Source organism: Butyricicoccus porcorum, assembly GCF_051246315.1.
GTDB classification, from domain to species: Bacteria; Bacillota; Clostridia; order Oscillospirales; family Butyricicoccaceae; genus Butyricicoccus_A; species Butyricicoccus_A porcorum.
This window is the reverse complement of sequence record NZ_CP178353.1, coordinates 274,452-295,047: the sequence shown is the minus strand read 5'-3', so window position 1 is coordinate 295,047 and position 20,596 is coordinate 274,452. Positions and strand designations below refer to the sequence as shown.

Sequence of the window (20,596 nt, the reverse complement as noted above, 5' to 3'; positions counted from 1 at the left end):
AGCAGTACAATAGGTGAAACTGACAAATAAGACGAAATGGGGCATAAAACCATGGCGAAACAGGGCGATATCATCCAGAAACTGGCACAGACACAGGAGGAACGTCTGCTTCTGGCGCGCGTGCTGGAGAAAGCGGACATCTGCCGCGAGCGGTGTTATCCGACATATACCAGGTTTTTTGACCTGCATGAAGCAGAGCTGGCGCGGCGCCTGCTGGAGGCAGTTGGGGAGCGCGGAATCTTCTGGGGTGGCTATGACGGCGCGGAGCGCACGGTGCTCGCTTTTCTGCCCGATTGGATGGAGGAAATTCCACAGGAAGGCGAGGACTGCCCGCTGGCGGGCATCCGCTGCCTGCGGCATAAGAGCGATGTACTGACACACCGGGATTATCTCGGCTCCCTGATGGGATTGGGCGTGCGGCGCGACGGTATCGGTGATATTCTGGTCGGTGACCACGGCGCGGATGTTGTCGTGACGCGTGAGCTTGCGCCGTATCTGCTCATGCATTACGGCAGGGCAGGGCGCAAACGTCTGGAGGTCAGCGAGATTTCACTCGCCGCTCTGATGGTTCCTGAAGAGAAGGTCAGCTATATCCGCGATACGGTCGCGTCGATGCGGCTGGACGCGGTGACGGCAGCGATGTTCCGCTTGCCGCGCGCAAAAGCAGCGGATGCTGTGCGCGCCGGACGGGTGTTCCTCAATCAGATGGAATGCCTGCGCCCTGATCGCGAGGTCACGGTGCACGACCGCATTACGCTGCGCGGCATGGGGCGCGGCGAGGTGGACGGCATTCTGGGTGAGAGCAAAAAAGGCCGCATTATGATATCGCTCAAGCGGTTCGGATAAAACAGGAGCAGGCAGCCGGTCGGCTGCTTGCTTTTGCTGTTCGGGTGTGATTGGAAAAAATGTTTGCGCGGAGTGCCGTTTCGGCAGAATCAGCCTCCGGCTGGTGATACAATAAAGCACACGCAGGAGGTGGACACCATGCGTGTAATCTATCTGGATGTCCTGCTCGTGCTCAATTTCTGTATGGATTACTGTATTTTGCGGGCGGCCTCCGCCATCGGCGGGCGCCCGTGCCCGGTGTGGCGGCTGTGTCTCGCGTCCGGTTTCGGCGCGGCATATGCCTCCGGGAGTGTGCTTGTTCCGGTGCTGGCTGCGCTGCCGGTGCGGCTGCTGAGCTGCGCGGCAATGGCAGGCATTGCGTTTTCCGCGCGCGGTGCCCGCCAGCTGCTGCGTCAGACACTGCTTGTGATGCTCGTGGCATTTGTATTCGGCGGTTGTGTGACAGCGCTGGAGCAGGTGAGCGGAACGGTACTCTCGGCGGGTGGTGCGTTATATGCACCGGTCTCGCGCAAGGCGTTGCTGGTTTCGGCGGCGTTGGCATATGGCCTGAGCGGAGTGATCTTCCGCAACCAGGCGCGCGAAAACCGGCCGCATGGGGAAACCATCCGCTTACGCTGCGGCGGAAAAGTACAGGAGGTCTATCTGCTGGTAGACAGCGGCAATACACTGCGCGACCCGGTCACCGGAAGGCCGGTATTCGTGCTGACACGCGCGGCAGCACTGAGAGTTCTGCCGGAGGAGGTGCAGTTTTTGCCGCTGCTGCTGGGAACGGACAACGCTGCCGAGCTGGTGCAGCGGGCACAGCAGAAAGGCGCAGGGGGCTGGAGACTGGTTTCATTCCGGAGTATCGGAGGCGGCGGACTGATGCCGTGCTTCCGGCCGGATGCCGTAACCCGCGAGGACGGGTCTGCCTATGACAGCCTGGCTGCCATTTCCGGCGCCGGCACAATTTGTGCCGGAGAGTATGACGGGTTGATTGAGCCCTGAGGGAAAGGAGCGTGCATAATGCCGCGAGTATGGCAAACGCTGCGCCGGTGGCTGATCCGGATCGGGCTGCTGCCGGATGAGGAAGGGATTTTTTACATCGGCGGTTCGGTGGTGCTGCCGCCGCCGCTGAGCGCACAGGAGGAAGCGGAGGCAATTGCGGGCTGTCAGGAGGGAGACCCGCAGTGCCGTGACCGGCTGATTGAGCACAATCTCCGGCTGGTCGTGTATATTGCGAAAAAGTTTGAGAATACGGGTATCAATATTGAAGACCTCATCTCCATCGGAACCATCGGGCTGATTAAGGCAATCGGCACCTACAATACGGACAAAAAGACCAAGCTCGCGACCTATGCGTCGCGCTGCATTGAAAATGAAATCCTGATGCATCTGCGCAAGGTATCCAGCCAGAAAACCGAGGTATCGTTTGATGAGCCGCTGAGCACAGACTGGGACGGCAATGAGCTGTTGCTGTCTGATATTCTCGGCACGGAGCCGGATTGTGTGATGCGCCCGGTGGAGGACGATGTAGATCGGCAGCTGCTGCGCCGCGCTCTGCAAAGCCTGCCCGAACGGGAGAAGACAATCATCTCCCTGCGCTTCGGGCTGGCAGACGGCGAGGAGCACACGCAGAAGGAGGTCGCCGACCGGCTCGGTATCTCGCAATCGTATATTTCCCGGCTGGAAAAACGGATCATCAAACGCATGAAGAAGGATATGATGCGATGGGTATAAAAGGACCGCCCGGCTCCGCGAGGAGCCGGGCGGTTTGCTGTGTGCGTAAGTACGGTTATTGGTTATATCGTTTCCAGATGTCCTGCGAATTTATCGGCAATCGCCGGAATTTCTCCCAGCCCCTTGAGCACAGTTCGCGTCTGCATGCCGAGCGCTTCCAGCTGACTCTTCCACGAATCGGCGTCATCGCCCGAGAGGTCGTTTCTGGCGTGGTCACCTGCGACAATCATGAACGGCATGAGCATGATTTTGTTCGTTCCGTTTGCCTGCAGCTGTGGAATGATGCTTTCCAGCGTCGGGTAACCTTCAACCGTGCCGACATGGACATTGGCATAGCCCTCGGTGCGGAATTTGCGCTCTAACTGGCAGTAAGCGGCGTTGGCAAAGTGGTCGGTGCCGTGTCCCATGAGCACCAGTGCTTCACTGTCGCGGCGCGGCGGAATGCTCTGCATCACGGCGTGTACGCAGGTGTCATAATCTGATTCCGACCAAAGCAGCGGCTTTGCGACACGGACACATGGGAACTGTGCCGCATCTGCAAGCAGCATTTCATATTCCACGCCCGGAATGACATGCGTGGACAGGCAGGTGATTGCGTCATAGCCCTGTGCAGTCAGCTGTGCAAACAGCGTGTGCGGGTCGGGGATGTCAATGCCGTTGCGCTCTTTCAGACGTTTGCGCACGATTTTTGAAGTAAAGGCACGGAATACCTTCTGCCCGCAGCGACGTTCAACCGCCTGTTCAATGCCTTCAATGGCAGGCATGGCCTGCGGGAATGTAGTGCCGAAGCTGACTACGACAACTGCATGTTTCATAAAAAAATACCCTCCGTTTTCCGATGATACTGCTGTAAACAGCATAGCGGAAAACGGGAGGGGTTGTCAATGGACGATTGTCTTCAAATTTGCCGCCGGATGCGGTCGAGTGCATTTTTCTCCAACCGGGACACCTGCGCCTGTGAAATATGGATTTCCTCGGCGACCTCCATCTGTGTGCGACCCTCAAAAAAGCGCAGGTTCAGAATGCGCTGCTCACGCGGCGTCAGGCGTTCGATGGCTTCGCGCAATGCAATCTGTTCCAGCCAGTGCTCGTCCGTATTTTTTGTGTCACCGACCTGATCCATGACACAGACCGCGTCACCGGTGCCCTCGAAAACCGGCTCGTACAGCGATACCGGATCCATGATGGCATCCAGTGCAAATACAATTTCTTCGCGCGGTACATCCATTTCTTTGGACAGCTCTTCCATGGTCGGTTCGCGCTGGTGTTCACGTACAAACGCTTCCTTCGCCTGCAAGGCGCGGTAGGCGGTGTCACGCATCGAACGCGACACACGGATGGTGCTGTTGTCGCGCAGATATCGTCGGATTTCGCCGATAATCATCGGCACCGCATAGGTGGAAAATCGTACATTTAAGTCTACATTAAAATTATCAATGGATTTAATCAGTCCGATACAGCCGACCTGAAACAAATCGTCCATGCTTTCGCCGCGGCCGGAAAAACGCTGAATAACACTGAGTACCAGCCGCAGATTGCCGGAAATCAATTTTTCCCTCGCTGCCCGATCGCCCCCCGAGCTGCGGCGCAGCAGTGCGTCAGTTTCCGCCGCTGTCAGCACCTCAAGGCGCGATGTGTTTACGCCGCAGATTTCCACTTTACTCTGCATCGTTTCGCCTCCCGAAAATGGTCAATCGATCTATTCACCATTATCTCCGCCGGGTGGGCAAAACATACTGCGGAAAAATTCATCCTTTCGACAGGAATCGCGTGTATTTGCAGGCAATTTGTGCGCGCAAAACAAAAGATCCCGAAATGCGGATTTGCATTCCGGGATTGGACTTACAGAAGCTCCTTCAGGCTGTGGAGTTCTTTATAGCGGAAGTCCGCTTCAGGGGCAGGCTCATTTGTGGTATTGAGCCAAAATGGGATCAGTCCGGCGGCATGTGCGCCGCATACATCGCGCTCAAACGAATCGCCGATAAACAGGGCCTCATTCGGTCTGACATGCAGCTTATTGAGACAGTCGTGGAATATTTTCGGATTGGGCTTTTCCACGCCGGCTTCTTCACTGGAAACCATCACATCCAGATAGCCTGCGATGCCGAGTGCGGCAATTTTGCGGTGCTGGATGTGTGCGGTCATGTCGGTGCAGATACCGGTGCGGATGCGCTGGTGATGCAGGCGGCTGAGCAGTTCGACCACACCCTCGCGCGGCTTGATAGAATGCAGCAGCGTGCTCCAGTAGGTTTCATACAGCTCGAGCGGTGTGACGACGGACGGAAGTCCCAGCAGCTCGAGCATGCGCTGGGAAATCAGTACACGGTTATGACAGGCTGCTACATATGGCAGTTCTTCCTTGAGCTGTTTGTCTGCCTGCTGATAGGCGAGCAGAAAGCGGCGGGCAGGAACATCAAACCGTGATTCGCCATATTCCGCCATTGCGCGCAGCGCGAGCTTGTGTGCGGTGGAAAAATCGTACAATGTATTATCTAAATCAAAAAGCACAGCTTTCAAAGCCATGGCTGTCACCTCACATATGTTTTTTGCGGATTCCATTATATCATATTTTTTGCATAGAAACAGGAAAGAGAAAAAGTTTCCTGTTTTTTTGCAGAAAATACACAAACCCTATTGACAGATACAGAAGGCGTGCGTATACTAACATATGAACAAACATTCATATGTTCAAACTTCGTTTTACATAGGAGGGATCCGCATGGCAAGTAAGGTATATCTGCTGGAACATCTTGGCTGTGCCAATTGCGCGGCGAAAATAGAACGGGATGTTGGCAGGCTGCCGCAGGTGGAGGAAGCAAATCTTGTATTTGCGACCAGGCAGCTGCGCGTCAAAACGGATGCGCCGGACGGCCTGATGGAGCAAATTCAGGAGATCGCACAGTCGTATGAGCCGGATATCACCGTATCCGACCGCGACGGCGCGAAAAAGGAGCATGCACATCATCATAAGCATGCGCACGAACACCACCATGAACATGGGGAGGAATGCGGCTGCGGACACGACCATGTGTACGAGCACCATCATGAACATGGGGAAGAGTGCGGCTGCGGACACGACCATGCGCACGAACACCACCATGAACATGAGGAGGAGTGCGGCTGCGGACACGACCATGCGCACGAACACCACCATGAACATGAGGAAGGGTGCGGCTGCGGACACGACCACCATCATCACGATGATGGCGATGACCTGCCGCTCAAAAAATCCGGCACAGTCGGCGGGACGACAGTGACGTATACGATTGAAAATCTGGACTGTGCCAATTGTGGCGCAAAGATTGAACGCCGCATTCAGGCGATGGACGGTGTATCCGATGCTGTGCTGACCTTTGCTACCAAGCAGCTGCGCGTCACTGCGCCGGATCACGATGGTTTGGCGGAGCGCATGGTGCAGACTGCGCGCGCAATTGAACCGGATGTCAGAATCCTTACGCCGCAGCAGGTGAAGAAACAAGTAAAATCGGATGGCAGCGACAAAAAGGAAGCGCGCAGAGAAATGACAGAGCTTGTGATCGGCGCAATCTGCATGGTGCTTGGTCTGGTGCTGAAGTCCACTTCGATGCCGGCGACCTTTGTGATCTGTGCAGTTGGCTATATTATCCTCGGCCGTGAAATCGTCTGGACTGCGGTGCGCAATCTGTTCAGCGGCCATGTTTTCGATGAAAATTTCCTGATGACAATTGCAACACTCGGCGCATTTGTGATCGGTGAATATCCCGAAGCAGTCGGCGTTATGCTGTTCTTCTGCATCGGCGAGCTGTTTGAGCACCGTGCGGTCGAGAAGAGCCGGTCACAGATTATGGAAGCTGTTGACCTGCGCCCGGAGACCGTGCAGCTGGAGAGCGGCGGCATCGTTGAGACCATCCCGGCGGAGGAAGCTGAGGTGGGAGATATTCTGGTTGTCCGTCCGGGTGACCGTGTCCCGCTGGACGGTGTGGTTGTGGAAGGTGAGAGCTTCCTCGATACGTCTGCCGTCACGGGTGAGCCTGTCCCTGTCCGCGTCGCCGTCGGCGACGAGCTGGTCAGCGGCTGGGTCAATACCTCCGGTCTGCTGCGCATGCGCGTGGCAAAGCCGCTGTCTGAATCGATGGTAACCCGCATTCTGGATGCTGTTGAAAACGCGGCGGCAAGCAAGCCGAAAATTGACCGCTTTATCACGCGCTTTTCGCGTGTCTATACACCGATTGTTGTCGCTGTCGCGGCGCTGACGGCAATTATCCCGTCGATCTTCACCGGGGACTGGAATCATTGGGTTTATACCGCGCTGACCTTCCTCGTCATCAGCTGCCCGTGTGCGCTGGTGCTCAGTGTCCCGCTGGCATTTTTCTCTGGAATTGGCACGGCGTCCCGCAGGGGCATCCTGTTCAAGGGCGGCGCATCGCTGGAAGCGCTGGCAGAAATCAAAGCGGCGGCGCTGGATAAAACCGGTACGATTACCAGGGGTACGTTTACTGTTACAGTGATTGAGCCTGCGGCGAATCGGAATGCCGATCAGCTGCTTGCACTGGCGGCCTGCTGTGAACAGAATTCCACCCACCCGATTGCGGCAAGCATTGCAGCGGCTGCTTCGGAACGCGGGGTTGCGCTGAAAATACCGCATGAGGTGGAGGAAATTGCCGGATACGGTGTGCGTGCCGTTGTCGATGACAGCACGGTGCTGTGCGGCAACCGCAAGCTGATGGAGCAGAACGGCGTGTCTCTGCCGGAGCTGCCCGCGGCGGGCGGTGCAACGGTTGTCTATGTCGCGTGCGGCGGGCAGTTTGCCGGACGGCTGCTGATCGCTGACACGGTGAAGGACGATGCAAAGCAGGCAATTGCGGAGATGAAGCGCCTCGGCGTCACAGCGGCGATGCTGACTGGCGACAGCGCGGAGAGTGCAGACGCGATTGCCGCACAGACCGGCATTGATGCGGTCTATGCGCATTTGCTGCCGGAGCATAAGCTGGAGCGCCTGCGTGAAATTCGGGACAAATACGGCCCGGTTCTGTTCGTCGGTGACGGCATCAATGATGCGCCGGTGCTGGCGGGTGCAGATGTCGGCGCGGCGATGGGAAGCGGCGCGGATGCGGCGATTGAAGCGGCGGATGTGGTTTTCCTGACGGGCGAGCTGTCCGCTGTGCCGCAGGCGGTTGCGCTGGCAAAGCAGACGGCGCGTGTATCCAAGCAGAACATCGTGTTTGCACTTGCCGTCAAGCTGGCGGTCATGGTGCTCGGCCTGTTGGGGATTGCGTCGATGTGGCTGGCGGTGTTCGCGGATACCGGAGTTGCCATGCTGTGCGTGCTCAACTCGATTCGCCTGCTGTATCAAAAATAAATCAGACAGAACAACAGCCGGACTGCCGGGGGATTCCCATGGCGGTTCGGCTGCTTTGCGTTTGCGTGTATTTAGGGCGTATCTGAACAATCGAAAATTTTGACTATTCTACAAATACGGACTGCTTCTTCGTTCAAAACACTTGAAATCCGAACGAATTCCAGCGTGCTTTTGCCTCGAGCCAGTCTCGCCTTTGCGAAATGTTCGTCATTTTCTTGGGTTTCAGACCGCGCCTAATTCTGGTGCCGGACGATGGAATATTCATCGCCGGGGCGGTAATAGGGACAGTTGTCGAATGTATCCTGAATGAAGTGACGCATTTCATCCTCATCCAGATCCTGTTCACAGACGGAATAGCCAAATTCCTCGTCATAAGTAAAATACATGCAGTCGTCGCATTTCGACATGAAGCAATCAGACTCCTTTGTTCTTGGAAGATAAAAAATGATTATGACTTGTGGAACACCCAGTTGTGCTGGATGAAATAGCTGGCAAAGAACAACGCGGTGTCCACTAATATTTTGATGAGCGTGAGCGGCAGGGGAAGGAAGGACAGCAGCCATACCAGCCCGCCGCTGGCGAGCATCTGGCACAGGAACAGTGCCAGATAGCGCAAGCCCTGTGCCCACCAGGCGTCCTGTGTACTGGAAAAGCTCCAGTTGCGGTTGAGTGTGAAATTCAACACGCCGGAACATACGCGCGCCCCGATGGTGGCGAGCAGGATGGCGCGTGCGGTGCGAGCGCGGAACAGGTGTGAGAACAGCGCGAACAGGACGATGTCCACGACAAAGCTGCCCAGCGATGCGGCGGCAAAGCGCAGCGGCATCGCATAGATGCGCGCGGAATCCGCAATCGGACGGAAGTGTGAGCTGCGGTTATCCTTTTCATAGATGGCTGCAATCGGGATATCATGCAGCGGAATGCCCTCCCGGGCGGCGGTGAACAGGACGTTCATTTCGTACTCGTATCGGCTTCCCGGGACGGATAGCGCGAACTCGAACAGAGATGCGGGAATGCCGCGCAGGCCGGTCTGTGTATCCGGGCAGGAAATACCGGCAGACAGCCGGAAAAACAGCGAGGAAAACCAGTTGCCGAAGCGGCTGCGTGCGGGGACGTTCCCGGTGGAAAAATCGCGTGTGCCGAGCACAATGCAGTCCGAATGCCGGGTGACCTCCTGCATCACGCGCAGGATATCGCGCACGGCGTGCTGCCCATCGCCGTCGGCGGTGACAACACCCGAAAGACCGGGGAATGCGGCTTGCGCCGCGCGTAAGCCGGTGCGCAGAGCCTCGCCCTTGCCGCGGTTGACAGCGTGATGGACAACCACACAGCCCATCGCCGCACAGCGGTCAAATGGCGCCTGCTCCGTACTGCCGTCGTCGATGACGACGATCTGTTCCACACCGGCCTGCTGTAATTGTCCGACGAGCGTGACCAGCGCATCGTCCGGGTCGAGCGAGGGAATGAGTACGGCGATGTTCATGCGTCCACCTCCATCAGCTGTCAAACAGGGACATGAATTCGACGCGCGGGACAGTAAATGTCCGCCCGTTCAGATAGGCGAGCGAGCCCGCATCAGTCGTGAAGTCGAAGCGCAGCTTGTAGGAGCACAGCGCCTGTGATTTGCGGTGATATTTGCGGTTCATATCGTTTGTGCCGTATTTGCTGTCGCCCAGCAGCGGGTGCCCCATATGTGCGAACTGCGCGCGCAGCTGGTGCGTGCGCCCGGTAATCAGGTCGCATTCGACGAGCGACAGCTCAGGCGTTTCGTTTATGACGCGGTATTGTGTGACCGCTGTGCGCGCGCCGGGAACCGGATGGTCGTGCACGCTGACACGGTGTTCGTTCTCGTGGCGCAGGATATAATTCTGGATGTGGCCTTCCCTGGGGCGCACATGCCCGCAGGTGACGCACAGGTAGCTCTTGTGTATCTCGCGGTCGCGGATCTTCTGGTTCATGACACGCAGCGCCTCAGCGGTTTTTGCCGCGATGACGATGCCGGAGGTGCCTCGGTCAATGCGGTTGCACAGCGACGGCGTGAAGGAAGCGGCATCGTTCGGATCCCAGCGCCCATATTGGTAGAGGTACGCATGAATGCGCGCGATCAGCGTATCCACCGTACCGCTGTCATCCTCGTGCACGACAAGCCCGGCGGGCTTGTTGACGAGCAGAATGTGGTCATCTTCATAGACGACGGATATATTGGGTTTGGCGGAGAGATATGTCGGCTGTTCTTTTTTCTTTGGCTTGCCGAAGAATTCGTCGTTGATATACAGCTGTAACAGGTCGCCTTCCTGCAAACGGTAGGCGAAATCTGTACGCTTACCATTGATTTTGATGCGCTTGAGACGGATATATTTGTGCATCAGGCCGCCGGGCAGCAGCGGCACGGCCTTTTCCAGGAATTTATTCAGTCGCTGTCCGCTGTCGTTTTTGGTGATTGTGAACTGTTTCACGGCGTCGGCCTCCTCTGGCTTTGTTCTGTTTTCAGTTTAAACGCAGGAAAGACAAAAAGCAATCTTTTTTGTGCGTACCGCTATACTTTGCACCAAAAATGTGCTATAATACATAAATCCAAAAAATGCGGGCGGGAATGCATTTTTTCTGTTGACAAACCGCATTTTTATGGGGTATACTAATAATTGACCGTCAGCGAGGATTGCTATGAAACTCGATTTGAAACGCATCGCGGTGACCGATGGGGAAACCATCCCGTTTTCCTACGACGCCGATCTCACGAAAGAGGAAATGAACGGAGAATACCCGTTCCGCACACCGGTTCATGTCGAAGGCGAGGTTCGGAACCATCTGGGTGTTCTCAATCTGCACGCAACCGTCCGCGCGCTGTATCAGACACAGTGCGCCCGCTGTCTGGCACCCGTCAATGTGGATCTCAATGTACCGTGCGACATGATTCTGTCCGCCGAGGTACAGGATGACGAGAGGGACGATATCTATCAGCTGGAAGGCGACAGCGTCGAGCTGGACGATATCGTGATTCCCGCACTGCTGCTGGAAGTCCATATGACTTACCTGTGTAAGCCGGACTGCAAGGGTCTGTGCCCGACCTGCGGCAAAAACCGAAACGAAGGTCCCTGCGGCTGTGACGGGCGGCAGATCGACAGTCGGCTGGCTGTCCTTCAGAAGCTCCTGGACAAGGATGACTGAAGACATGATTCCATCAAAAAAGTACTTTTAGGATAGACAGAGGAGGTGTTACCGAAATGGCAGTACCGAAGAGAAAGACTTCGAAAGCAAGACGTGATACGAGACGTAATAACGTATGGAAGCTTTCTGTCCCGGGCATGGTCAAGTGCCCGAAGTGCGGCGAAATGAAGCTCCCGCACAGAATGTGCAAGGCTTGCGGCTATTACAATGGTCGTGAGGTTGTAAAGGTTTCCGAGTGATTTCGGAGCACTTCAGCAGATTGACGAAGAAATAGAGAGGGCGGCCGCGGCTTCCTTCTCTATTTTTTTGCTGTCAGGCGGCAGGCCGCGCGTTTGCCGCGGCACCGTTCGCCTGTTTTCCCGCCGCGGTGCTTGACGGACACGCTGAGAAATGCGATAATCTCAGTAGAAGTGTCTGCGAAGAAACATGTATTAGAAAAGGATTGATGTTCCGGTGAAGCCGGGACAACGGCAGGGCGCTGCACCATGCCGCCCCTGTATAAATCCGCTGCAACGGATGTGGTTTGGAAGCATATCCGCAGGCAGAAAGGAGTATTCCATTATGGCAAAGCCAATTGTTGCAATTGTCGGACGGCCGAATGTCGGCAAGTCCCAGCTGTTTAACCGCCTGGCGGGCAAACGCCTGTCCATCGTCGAGGATACGCCGGGTATTACCCGCGACCGCCTGTATGCCGATTCGGAATGGCGCGGGCGCCCGTTTCAGGTCGTCGATACCGGCGGTATCGAGCCGAGCACGGACAACGAAATACTGAAATTTATGCGTATGCAGGCGGAAATCGCCATCAATGCGGCGGACGTGATTGTTCTGATGACCGATCTGCACAGCGGCATCACCGCAACGGATGAGGATGTTGCGACCATGCTGCGCCGCTCGCGCAAGCCGGTGGTGCTCGCGGTCAATAAATGTGACCGCCCGGGCAAGGAGCCGCCGGAATTTTATGAGTTTTACAACCTCGGTCTGGGTGAGCCGTATGCGATTTCCGCGCTGCACGGCTACGGTACGGGCGATCTGCTGGACGCCTGTTATGAATATTTCCCGGAGGAAGAGGGGAACGAAGAGGACAGCGAGTATATCAAGGTCGCTGTCATCGGCAAGCCGAATGTCGGAAAGTCTTCGCTCATCAACCAGATTTTGGGCGAGCAGCGCGTGATTGTCAGCAATATCGCGGGCACGACGCGCGACAGCGTCGATTCGCGCTTTGAAAACGAAAAAGGCAAATATCTGTTAATCGATACAGCGGGCATCCGCAAGCGCTCCCGCGTCGATGAAAAGGTGGAAAAATTCAGCGTCATGCGCTCCCTGATGGCGATTGAGCGGTCTGATGTCTGCGTCATCATGATTGACGCGACTGAAGGCGTCACCGAACAGGATACCAAGGTTGCAGGCGAAGCGCACGATGCCGGAAAGGCATGCATTATCGTCGTCAACAAGTGGGATCTTGTTGAGAAGGACGGTAAGACGATGGATCAATATACGCGCCGTGTGCGCGAAGGGCTGGCATATATGCCGTACGCACCGGTGCTGTTTTTGTCTGCGATGACCGGCCAGCGTGTTCCCAAGCTGTTTGATACCATCAATGCTGTTTATGAACAGAATGGCAGGCGTATCCCGACCGGCCAGCTCAATTCGCTGCTGGCAGAGGCGACGGCGCGCGTACAGCCGCCGACGGACAAGGGTCGCCGCCTGAAGATTTATTATATGACGCAGTCGGGGGTTCGTCCGCCTACGTTTGTATGTTTTTGCAACGACGCGCGGCTGTTCCATTTTTCTTACCAGCGCTATCTGGAAAACCAGATTCGTGAGGTATATGGTCTGGACGGCACGCCGATCCGCATGATTATCCGCGAACGCGGGGATAAGGAGAATGGCTAAATGGATTTGGTGGTCAATATTCTCGTCCTCGCTGTAGTGGGCTACCTGCTGGGCAGCATCAATTCAGCCATTCTGGTGTCCAAGCTGACCATGGGATATGATATCCGTACAAAGGGCAGCGGCAATGCCGGACTGACCAATGCATACCGCTGCATGGGCGGCGGCAGGACGCTGCTGGTACTGGTCGGCGATGTGGCAAAGGCTGCTGTTGCGCTGTATGTCGGCGGCATGCTGATGGGTGCTATGGGCAAGCTGATTGTAGGTGCGTTTGTCATACTCGGACATGTTTTTCCACTGTATTTTGGCTTTAAAGGCGGAAAGGGCGTGTTGGTTGGCGCGACTATGATCGCAATGTTCGACTGGCGTATTATCCTGATCCTGCTGGTGGTATTTCTCATACTGGTCGGCACCACGAAATGGGTTTCACTCGGTTCTGTGACAGCGGCAGCGCTGTTTCCGTTCCTGACCTATTTCTTTTACCGGGATATTCCGATGTTCGTGCTGACAGTTGCCATGGCAGCTGCGGTCATCTATATGCACCGCAGTAATATCGTTCGCATTCTGCACGGGGAAGAAAATAAGCTTACGCTGCACAGCAGCCGCAAATAATGGCGCTGCGCGGTGTACGATCAATACGGAGGAGTTTCTGCATGAAGATTTTTGTAGTCGGCTGCGGCGGCTGGGGTATGGCGCTGTCCATCCTCCTGCATGAAAATGGACATGAGGTCACCGCCTGGTCATTTTTTGAAGAGGAATGCCGTATGCTGCGCGAGGAGCACGGCAATGAGCGCCTGCTGCCCGGTGTAACGCTGCCGGAGGATATTGAGATTACCAATGACCTGACAGGTGCTGCGGAAGCAGATATTGTTCTGATGGCCGTGCCGTCGTTTGCGGTGCACTCGACCGCACAGCAGCTGTCGCACATCATTCCGCCGCAGACTGTGATTGTCAACGTCGGCAAGGGTCTTGACCGTGACAACGGCTATTGCCGCTTTTCTGAGACCATCACGAATGCGACAAATGGAAAAAATCCGGTTGTCGCACTGACCGGCCCGACCCATGCGGAGGAGGTTGCGCGCGGTATTCTGACTGCGATTCTGGCAGCGTCTGAGTCGCGCGCTGCGGCGACGCTCGTACAGCAGGCATTTATGAATGACCGATTCCGTGTCTACATCTCGCCGGATATCATCGGTGCAGAACTGGGCGGCTGCTTTAAAAATATCATCGCACTGGCAGCAGGTATTTGTGACGGTGTCGGACTGGGCGACAACTCCAAGGCAGCACTGATGACGCGTGGTCTGACAGAGATTGCGCGCCTTGGTGTCAAATTGGGCGGACGCAGTGAGACCTTTGCCGGATTGTCCGGTATGGGCGATCTGATTGTTACCTGCACCTCGATGCATTCGCGCAACCGCCGTGCCGGTATTAAAATTGGACAGGGCATGGATGCACAGCAGGCGATGAAGGAAGTCGGCGCTGTTGTCGAGGGCTATTATGCAACCGAGGCGGGCTATATGCTGGCAAAGAAGGAAGGCATTGACATGCCGATTACCTGCGCCATGTATGACCTGCTGTATCGCGGCAAACCGGTACAGGAATGCATCCAGAAGCTCATGGAACGCCCGCGCAAGAGCGAGATTGAAGACATCTGGAGATAATCATACAGACAGAGCAGCGGACACATGCCGGAATTTTATCGGCTGCGCCCGCTGTTTTGTGTGAAAATGAAAAATCTCCCTGCTGGGAGGGCGGTTGCTGAGAGCGCATATCTGGGGCGATTTGGCATGAAAAAAGCTCCCTGCGTGTTCGCAGAGAGCCAATTTATTCCCGTTGATATCAAATCAGATTGCGCGGGTAACCTTGCCGGAACGGAGGCCGCGTCCTGCCTGTGGCAGGCGAGCAAAGCGAGAGCGGGCCCCCGGCGAACTGAAATCAAGCGCGGCGCATGAACCGGAGGCAGGAGACCGGTGCCGAAGTCTCCGGCATGAAAAAAGCTCCCTGCGTGTTCGCAGAGAGCCAATTTATTCCCGTTGATATCAAATCAGATTGCGCGGGTAACCTTGCCGGAACGGAGGCCGCGTCCTGCCTGTGGCAGGCGAGCAAAACGAGAGCGGGCCCCCGGCGAACTGAAATCAAGCGCGGCGCATGAACCGGAGGCAGGAGACCGGTGCCGAAGTCTCCGGCATGAAAAAAGCTCCCTGCGTGTTCGCAGAGAGCCAATTTATTCCCGTTGATATCAAATCAGATTGCGCGGGTAACCTTGCCGGAACGGAGGCACCGAGAGCAAACATTGACATGGCACGGAGTGCCGTTAACGATAGCCTTTACGCGGCGAACGTTGGGCTTCCAAGTACGGTTGGAACGTCTGTGCGAATGGGAAACCTTGATACCAAAAGTTACACCCTTGCCGCAAACTTCACACTTTGCCATCTTTCCTGCACCTCCTTATCTTTATCATTTGAGTAACGGATATTATAATACCACAACAAACAGAGAAATGCAAGAGCAATGGACAAAAATATTTGGCAGATATAAAAAAACAGAGCGGGCGCATTGCATTGACCAGAGGTATCCGTTATAATAATATATACAGTTGAGATATCATATATCCGTACTGCCGGGCTGGCAGAAACGGTGAGAGAAATAGGATAGCATAGGAGGCTGAAGGACATGCAACTGAAAGAATTCAGCGTAACACTTGGCCAGCTGATTACTGAGTTCAAATTTGAAATTATTTACGGCCCGGAAGGGTTTGAGAAAATTGAAATTACCACAGATGACGTCAACCGTCCGGGACTTCAGCTTGCCGGTTATTTTGATTATTTTGAACCAAATCGCCTGCAAATTATGGGAAAAGTTGAGAATACCTATGTAGAACAGTTTGAAAGTGAAAAGCGCTATGAAATCTTCGATCAGCTGTGTTCTACCGGTATTCCGGCTGTCATTATCACACGTAATATTGAAGTATTCCCCGAACTGGTCGAGGCTGCAAAAAAATATGACGTAGCCGTGCTCCGAACCAACGAATTTACGTCATCCGTGATGAACGCGATTGTCGCATCTCTGAAGGTTTCGCTTGCACCGCGCATCACGATGCATGGCGTACTGGTTGAAATCTACGGCGAAGGCGTGCTCATCCTCGGCGACAGCGGCGTTGGCAAGAGCGAGACTGCCATTGAGCTGGTCAAGCGCGGACATCGTCTGATTGCAGACGACGCCGTTGAAATCAAGCGTGTTTCTGACCGTACCTTGGTCGGCACTGCGCCGGAAATTATCCGCCACTTTATCGAGCTGCGTGGTATCGGTATTGTAGATGTCCGCCGTATTTTCGGTATGGGCGCCATCAAGGACACCGAACGCATCGACCTGATTATCAATCTGGAGCCGTGGGTAGAGGGCAAAATGTATGACCGCCTTGGCTTGGACAACCAGTATAATGACATCCTGGGCCTCAGCATTCCGTCGCTGACCGTTCCGGTACGCCCCGGACGTAACCTCGCCGTTATCATTGAGGTTGCCGCCATGAACCATAGACACAAGTCGATGGGCTACAATGCGGCAAAGGAGCTCAATGAGCGCATGATGAAGTCGATGGGTATGAACCAATAAAACGTTTGACACACCGCCTGACAGCTGCTTGTCAGGCGGTTTTTTACAAGGAGGATTGTATGAAAATTGTCGCAGATATGCACACGCACACCAATGCCAGCACACATGCATACAGCTCGCTGCATGAGATGGTGCAGGGCGCAAAACGGCAGGGGCATATTGCCATCGCCATCACGGATCATGGCCCTGCCATGGACGACGCGCCGCACTGGTGGCATTTTGGAGCCAATCGCCCGTTTCCGCACAGGATTGACGGAGTCTATGTGCTGTGGGGCATTGAATATAATATTCTGCCGCCCAACGGCGGCATTGATCCCATTTCCTTGGAGGCGGCAGAATCGCTGGATTATACGATTGCCTCGTTCCATGGGCCGTGCTATTCCCCGGCAGACCAGCGCGCACATGACCTTGCGCTGGATACCATTCTGAAAAATCCACTCGTCATGTGCTTCGGCCATCTGGGCAACAGCAAATTCCCGTTCGACAAGGAAAAACTCATCTCACAGTGCAATCAGTATGGCAAAATCGTGGAGATTAACAACAATTCCACACGCGTGCGCAAGGGCAGCTGGGAGAACTGTACAGAAATCGCAAAGCTGTGCGCAAAATACCGCGTGCCGATTATGGTCACATCGGATGCGCATTCGGAATTTGCTGTCGGGCAGGTGGATGCCGCGCTGGAGCTGGTGCAGTCTGCGGGTGTGCCGGAGGAGCTGGTTATCAATGCAGATGAAAACCGCCTGCGAAATTTCCTGCTGGAACGTAGGGGCATTGATATTTTTGCATGAGGATACCGAAGCGGCAGCCTTCCGACTGCCGCTTTTGTCATTTTGGTTGGATAGAAGCCTGCTGTCAGATCGGACGCAAGTCGGGTTTCAAGGGCTCTCTCAGATTTGGTATCATACGTGCGGACACACGGTCGATCGGTGTGTCCGTTTTTTGTTTGTAGAATATCACAGGATTAGAATAACATCAAAAAAACAACCCTGCATTCATACTGAATACAGGGTTTGATTTTGGAGCAGGTAACGGGAGTCGAACCCGCTTATGCAGCTTGGGAAGCTGCCGTTCTACCGGTGAACTATACCTGCGTATCAGTTTCGTAACATATTTACTATACCATATCTGGAATTCGGTTGCAAGTAAAATATAAATTTTTATGCGGCAGGGCACGGGAATTGCGCATGGAACTGTTGCTTATCGGCACGCTGTATAGTATAATACAAATCAAATAAAATTGTACAGTGAAGGCTGTATTGGAGGAGTATATATGGCAGCGCAGAAAGAAGACAGAAGAATTCGGCGCACAAAGCGGCTGCTGCGGCAGGCGTTGGCGGAGCTGATGAACGAAAAGGAGTTCAAAGATATCACAGTAAAGGAAATTACAGACCGCGCGGATCTGAATCGCGGTACATTTTATTTCCATTACACGGACACCTATGATCTGCGTGAAAAAATCGAGGATGAATTGGTACATGATTTTAAGGAGGTCATTTCCAGCTACAGCCCAACGCCGGAAAATTATTCTGCAAGGCATATGCTGGAGCAGGCTATGGGATATATTCAGGAACAAAAATTTCTGATTCGGACGCTATTTCACAGCAGCAGCGTCGGGGATGGCCTGCAAAGCAAATTCACAGTGGTGATCGAGGACATGATTACCAGGGTGCAGGAGCAGCTGAATCTGAATGATACCGGCAAACAGGCAAAATATATCTGCCGGTTCTGCTCGAGCGGCATCATCGGATGCCTGAACATGTGGCTTCAGGAGGGAGAAGGCATGACCGGCAAGACGCTGGTTGACTGTCTGGATGATATGATTAACCGCGCGATTGTGATCTGAAGATCGTATGTAACCGGGGACGGCTTCTGTCGGAAGAGCCGTCCCTTTCTGCATCATTGCACCATTTTGTCGACCGTGTTTGCGGCATCCTGTACCGCCTGACTGACCATGCCTGCCGTTTTGTGCGCTGTGCGTGAGATTGTGCGTCCGGTGTTCGTTCCGGCGAGCGTATAATTGACTGCCATTACTGTTGCGGCAGCACCTGCAAATCCGGTGATGACACCAGTTAGAAAAGAACCTGTACGCATCGCTGCATTCCCCTTTCTCCGAGTCTGGTATCAGCATGCCCGTCGGACGCGAAACGTATGCAGGAAAATGCAGGGGATGGTTTCAAAATGTATATTTTTTGATAACTGGACAAAATATTTGGCGAAAACAGGCGCATCCTGTGCATTTCGACGGAAAGTTTGTCCGCATTTCGGTTTACAAAATCCGCCGTGCGGTATATAATAAAACACAAGATAAAACACAAGAAAAAACTGCACCTTTAAGCCGTTCCCGTGAGTTCGGCAAGGCGTTCGGAACAGTAAGTGAAGAAGGGGAATTGGGTTCAAATTACCCACCTTTGGCTTTTCGGCTTCCCGCCTGTTTGGTGCGGTGAGCCGTTTTTTATTTTCCGATGGGAGGGGAACGGATGAAGCAGGTGAAAAAGGCGGAAATCATGGATGAAAACGCCATGCGGCGTGCGATTAATCGGATTTCATATGAGATCATTGAGCATAACCACGGCAGCACGGGGATTGTTCTGGCGGGTGTGCGCACGCGCGGGGTGTTCCTTGCCGAACGCATTGCGGACAAAATCGGTGAGGTGGAGGGCACACGCCCGCCTCTGGTTTCGCTGGACATCACCGCATTCCGCGACGACAAGCAGGGCGGTACCGATGCCGCACAGCTGCCGGTGATCGAGGATATTGAGCACAGCAGCGTGATTATAGTCGATGATGTACTGTCTACCGGCCGAACAGTGCGTGCGGCGATGGAAGCCGTACTGCATATGGGGCGCGCGCAGTGCATTCAGCTCGCCGCGCTCATCGACCGCGGTCACAGAGAACTCCCCATCCGTCCGGATTATGTCGGCAAGAATCTGCCGACCTCGCGCGCGGAAACCGTTCGCGTTTATATGAAGGAATATGACGGCAGGGATTGCGTCGCCATTCTGACTGACGCAGAAGCCGAACAGGAATAAGACACACACCAATCCACAGGAGGAAGAGATTATGTCTGTCAATGCACTGGTAAGCAAGATTCGCGAGAAAAACAATCCGACTGTTGCGGGGCTGGATGCCCGTCTGGAGTATATCCCGGACCATATCACCGAAAAATATGTTGCAGAGTACGGTAAGACGCTGAAGGCAGCAGCTGCGAGTATGATGGAGTTCAATAAGGGCCTGATTGACGCGCTGTGTGATATCGTGCCGGCGATCAAGCCGCAGGCGGCATATTATGAGCTGCTCGGCCCGGAGGGTGCGATTGTCCTGCGCGATACCATCGCGTATGCACACGAAAAGGGCATGTATGTCATCGCGGACATCAAGCGCAACGACATTGGTGCAACAGCAACCGCCTATGCACAGGCATATCTGGGTCGCAGCGAGGTCTGTGGCGAGAGTCTGCCGGTCTACGACAGCGACTCCTGCACCGTGAATGCTTATCTGGGTACGGACGGCATCAATCCGTTCCTGACTGAGTGCAAAAACCGCGACAAGGGCATTTATGTCCTCGTCAAGACATCCAACAAGTCTTCCGGCGAGTTCCAGAACCGCCTGATGGGTGACCAGCCGCTGTATGTCCGCATGGCGGAGAAGGTCGCGGAATGGGGCGAAGACCTCATGACGGAGTGCGGTTACTCGCAGGTCGGTGCGGTTGTCGGTGCAACCTATCCGGAGGAGCAGAAGATCATCCGCAAGATTATCCCGCACAGCTACTTCCTCGTACCGGGCTACGGCGCACAGGGCGCAACCGCAAAGGATATTGCCAATGCGTTTAATGACGACGGCCTGGGCGCAATTGTCAACTCTTCCCGCGGCATCATGTGTGCATGGAAGAAGTGCGACCTCGATTATCAGGAAGCCGCGCGTCAGGAAGCAATCCGCATGCGCGATGATATCGTAAGCGCAATCCGCTGATTTGCGGACAGCATCTTAATTTCAGTTTGTTAAAGTTTTTTTCACATAGAAGAT

General features: G+C 54.7%; 24 protein-coding genes and 1 tRNA gene. 16 read left to right on the top strand and 9 right to left on the bottom strand.

The features are described from left to right. Positions 1 to 51: 51 nt before the first annotated feature. From ACLM7Z_RS01365 to sigE, 3 genes are all read left to right on the top strand, one after another. Entirely contained in the window at positions 52 to 846 is a 795-nt protein-coding gene (locus ACLM7Z_RS01365) for a YlmH/Sll1252 family protein (protein WP_273350192.1), read from the top strand. A gap of 138 nt (positions 847 to 984) precedes the next feature. Next, positions 985 to 1,833 carry a sigma-E processing peptidase SpoIIGA gene (locus ACLM7Z_RS01360; RefSeq protein ID WP_087021237.1) on the top strand — a complete coding sequence of 283 codons (849 nt, stop codon included), beginning with the start codon at positions 985 to 987 and terminating at the stop codon, positions 1,831 to 1,833. Positions 1,834 to 1,851: 18 nt separating this feature from the next. Beyond that, positions 1,852 to 2,565 (top strand): RNA polymerase sporulation sigma factor SigE, encoded by a 714-nt coding sequence (gene sigE / locus ACLM7Z_RS01355; RefSeq protein WP_087021234.1) that lies wholly within the window; start codon positions 1,852 to 1,854, stop codon positions 2,563 to 2,565. A gap of 62 nt (positions 2,566 to 2,627) precedes the next feature. Here the strand turns inward: sigE and ACLM7Z_RS01350 are convergent, their stop codons facing one another. The 3 genes from ACLM7Z_RS01350 to ACLM7Z_RS01340 all read right to left on the bottom strand — a co-directional run bounded on the left by ACLM7Z_RS01350 (position 2,628) and on the right by ACLM7Z_RS01340 (position 5,088). Then, a complete protein-coding gene (locus ACLM7Z_RS01350; RefSeq protein ID WP_165761145.1) occupies positions 2,628 to 3,380 on the bottom strand; it encodes a sirohydrochlorin cobaltochelatase in 753 nt (250 codons plus the stop codon). A gap of 83 nt (positions 3,381 to 3,463) precedes the next feature. Continuing rightward, positions 3,464 to 4,234, bottom strand: coding sequence for an RNA polymerase sporulation sigma factor SigG (sigG, locus tag ACLM7Z_RS01345; RefSeq protein ID WP_087021228.1), 771 nt, complete (start codon positions 4,232 to 4,234; stop codon positions 3,464 to 3,466). A gap of 173 nt (positions 4,235 to 4,407) precedes the next feature. After that, positions 4,408 to 5,088 (bottom strand): HAD family hydrolase, encoded by a 681-nt coding sequence (locus ACLM7Z_RS01340; protein ID WP_165761144.1) that lies wholly within the window; start codon positions 5,086 to 5,088, stop codon positions 4,408 to 4,410. 196 nt (positions 5,089 to 5,284) lie between these two features. On the opposite strand from ACLM7Z_RS01340, the gene ACLM7Z_RS01335 reads away from it, so the two are divergent. Further along, the gene (locus ACLM7Z_RS01335) at positions 5,285 to 7,903 is read left to right on the top strand and encodes a heavy metal translocating P-type ATPase (protein WP_435645481.1); all 2,619 of its coding nucleotides are present in this window, start codon (positions 5,285 to 5,287) and stop codon (positions 7,901 to 7,903) included. 233 nt (positions 7,904 to 8,136) lie between these two features. Here ACLM7Z_RS01335 and ACLM7Z_RS01330 read toward each other — a convergent pair whose 3' ends face one another. The 3 genes from ACLM7Z_RS01330 to ACLM7Z_RS01320 are packed head-to-tail and all read right to left on the bottom strand — an operon-like array spanning position 8,137 to position 10,359. Further along, the gene (locus ACLM7Z_RS01330; RefSeq protein WP_165761143.1) at positions 8,137 to 8,310 is read right to left on the bottom strand and encodes a DUF6472 family protein; all 174 of its coding nucleotides are present in this window, start codon (positions 8,308 to 8,310) and stop codon (positions 8,137 to 8,139) included. Between the two features lie 41 nt (positions 8,311 to 8,351). After that, positions 8,352 to 9,386, bottom strand: coding sequence for a bifunctional glycosyltransferase family 2/GtrA family protein (locus ACLM7Z_RS01325; RefSeq protein ID WP_273350202.1), 1,035 nt, complete (start codon positions 9,384 to 9,386; stop codon positions 8,352 to 8,354). A 13-nt stretch (positions 9,387 to 9,399) separates the two neighbouring features. Continuing rightward, positions 9,400 to 10,359 carry an RluA family pseudouridine synthase gene (locus tag ACLM7Z_RS01320; protein ID WP_087021217.1) on the bottom strand — a complete coding sequence of 320 codons (960 nt, stop codon included), beginning with the start codon at positions 10,357 to 10,359 and terminating at the stop codon, positions 9,400 to 9,402. Positions 10,360 to 10,567: 208 nt separating this feature from the next. On the opposite strand from ACLM7Z_RS01320, the gene ACLM7Z_RS01315 reads away from it, so the two are divergent. The 6 genes from ACLM7Z_RS01315 (at position 10,568) to ACLM7Z_RS01290 (ending at position 14,913) form a co-directional block, all read left to right on the top strand. Then, positions 10,568 to 11,071: a YceD family protein gene (locus ACLM7Z_RS01315; protein WP_087021214.1), complete on the top strand. Its 504-nt coding sequence runs from the start codon at positions 10,568 to 10,570 to the stop codon at positions 11,069 to 11,071. A 56-nt stretch (positions 11,072 to 11,127) separates the two neighbouring features. Further along, entirely contained in the window at positions 11,128 to 11,310 is a 183-nt protein-coding gene (gene rpmF / locus ACLM7Z_RS01310) for a 50S ribosomal protein L32 (protein ID WP_087021211.1), read from the top strand. A gap of 322 nt (positions 11,311 to 11,632) precedes the next feature. Then, positions 11,633 to 12,964 (top strand): ribosome biogenesis GTPase Der, encoded by a 1,332-nt coding sequence (gene der, locus ACLM7Z_RS01305; protein WP_087021205.1) that lies wholly within the window; start codon positions 11,633 to 11,635, stop codon positions 12,962 to 12,964. After that, positions 12,965 to 13,573 (top strand): glycerol-3-phosphate 1-O-acyltransferase PlsY, encoded by a 609-nt coding sequence (plsY, locus tag ACLM7Z_RS01300; RefSeq protein ID WP_087021202.1) that lies wholly within the window; start codon positions 12,965 to 12,967, stop codon positions 13,571 to 13,573. It abuts the gene before it with no gap. Positions 13,574 to 13,614: 41 nt separating this feature from the next. After that, complete coding sequence (locus tag ACLM7Z_RS01295) at positions 13,615 to 14,622, top strand: NAD(P)H-dependent glycerol-3-phosphate dehydrogenase (RefSeq protein WP_087021199.1); 1,008 nt, start codon at positions 13,615 to 13,617, stop codon at positions 14,620 to 14,622. A gap of 24 nt (positions 14,623 to 14,646) precedes the next feature. Continuing rightward, positions 14,647 to 14,913 (top strand): hypothetical protein, encoded by a 267-nt coding sequence (locus ACLM7Z_RS01290; protein ID WP_087021196.1) that lies wholly within the window; start codon positions 14,647 to 14,649, stop codon positions 14,911 to 14,913. Positions 14,914 to 15,205: 292 nt separating this feature from the next. Here ACLM7Z_RS01290 and rpmB read toward each other — a convergent pair whose 3' ends face one another. Further along, positions 15,206 to 15,394, bottom strand: coding sequence for a 50S ribosomal protein L28 (gene rpmB, locus ACLM7Z_RS01285; protein WP_087021193.1), 189 nt, complete (start codon positions 15,392 to 15,394; stop codon positions 15,206 to 15,208). Positions 15,395 to 15,634: 240 nt separating this feature from the next. On the opposite strand from rpmB, the gene hprK reads away from it, so the two are divergent. Together hprK and ACLM7Z_RS01275 are read left to right on the top strand one after the other, a co-directional pair. Next, positions 15,635 to 16,573 carry an HPr(Ser) kinase/phosphatase gene (hprK, locus tag ACLM7Z_RS01280; protein ID WP_087021190.1) on the top strand — a complete coding sequence of 313 codons (939 nt, stop codon included), beginning with the start codon at positions 15,635 to 15,637 and terminating at the stop codon, positions 16,571 to 16,573. Between the two features lie 59 nt (positions 16,574 to 16,632). Then, a complete protein-coding gene (locus ACLM7Z_RS01275; protein WP_087021188.1) occupies positions 16,633 to 17,361 on the top strand; it encodes a phosphatase in 729 nt (242 codons plus the stop codon). Positions 17,362 to 17,590: 229 nt separating this feature from the next. Here ACLM7Z_RS01275 and ACLM7Z_RS01270 read toward each other — a convergent pair. Beyond that, a tRNA-Gly gene (locus tag ACLM7Z_RS01270) sits at positions 17,591 to 17,664 on the bottom strand. 179 nt (positions 17,665 to 17,843) lie between these two features. On the opposite strand from ACLM7Z_RS01270, the gene ACLM7Z_RS01265 reads away from it, so the two are divergent. Continuing rightward, positions 17,844 to 18,416 carry a TetR/AcrR family transcriptional regulator gene (locus tag ACLM7Z_RS01265; protein WP_273350210.1) on the top strand — a complete coding sequence of 191 codons (573 nt, stop codon included), beginning with the start codon at positions 17,844 to 17,846 and terminating at the stop codon, positions 18,414 to 18,416. A 53-nt stretch (positions 18,417 to 18,469) separates the two neighbouring features. Here the strand turns inward: ACLM7Z_RS01265 and ACLM7Z_RS01260 are convergent, their stop codons facing one another. Continuing rightward, positions 18,470 to 18,664, bottom strand: coding sequence for a hypothetical protein (locus tag ACLM7Z_RS01260; protein ID WP_087021179.1), 195 nt, complete (start codon positions 18,662 to 18,664; stop codon positions 18,470 to 18,472). A 35-nt stretch (positions 18,665 to 18,699) separates the two neighbouring features. On the opposite strand from ACLM7Z_RS01260, the gene ACLM7Z_RS01255 reads away from it, so the two are divergent. Genes ACLM7Z_RS01255 through pyrF form a run of 3 tightly spaced genes read left to right on the top strand, consistent with a single transcriptional unit; the run spans position 18,700 to position 20,542 of the window. Then, the gene (locus ACLM7Z_RS01255; RefSeq protein ID WP_435645480.1) at positions 18,700 to 19,017 is read left to right on the top strand and encodes a hypothetical protein; all 318 of its coding nucleotides are present in this window, start codon (positions 18,700 to 18,702) and stop codon (positions 19,015 to 19,017) included. 33 nt (positions 19,018 to 19,050) lie between these two features. Further along, positions 19,051 to 19,602, top strand: coding sequence for a bifunctional pyr operon transcriptional regulator/uracil phosphoribosyltransferase PyrR (pyrR, locus tag ACLM7Z_RS01250; RefSeq protein ID WP_087021176.1), 552 nt, complete (start codon positions 19,051 to 19,053; stop codon positions 19,600 to 19,602). Positions 19,603 to 19,633: 31 nt separating this feature from the next. Then, the gene (pyrF, locus tag ACLM7Z_RS01245; protein WP_087021173.1) at positions 19,634 to 20,542 is read left to right on the top strand and encodes an orotidine-5'-phosphate decarboxylase; all 909 of its coding nucleotides are present in this window, start codon (positions 19,634 to 19,636) and stop codon (positions 20,540 to 20,542) included. Positions 20,543 to 20,596: the final 54 nt, after the last annotated feature.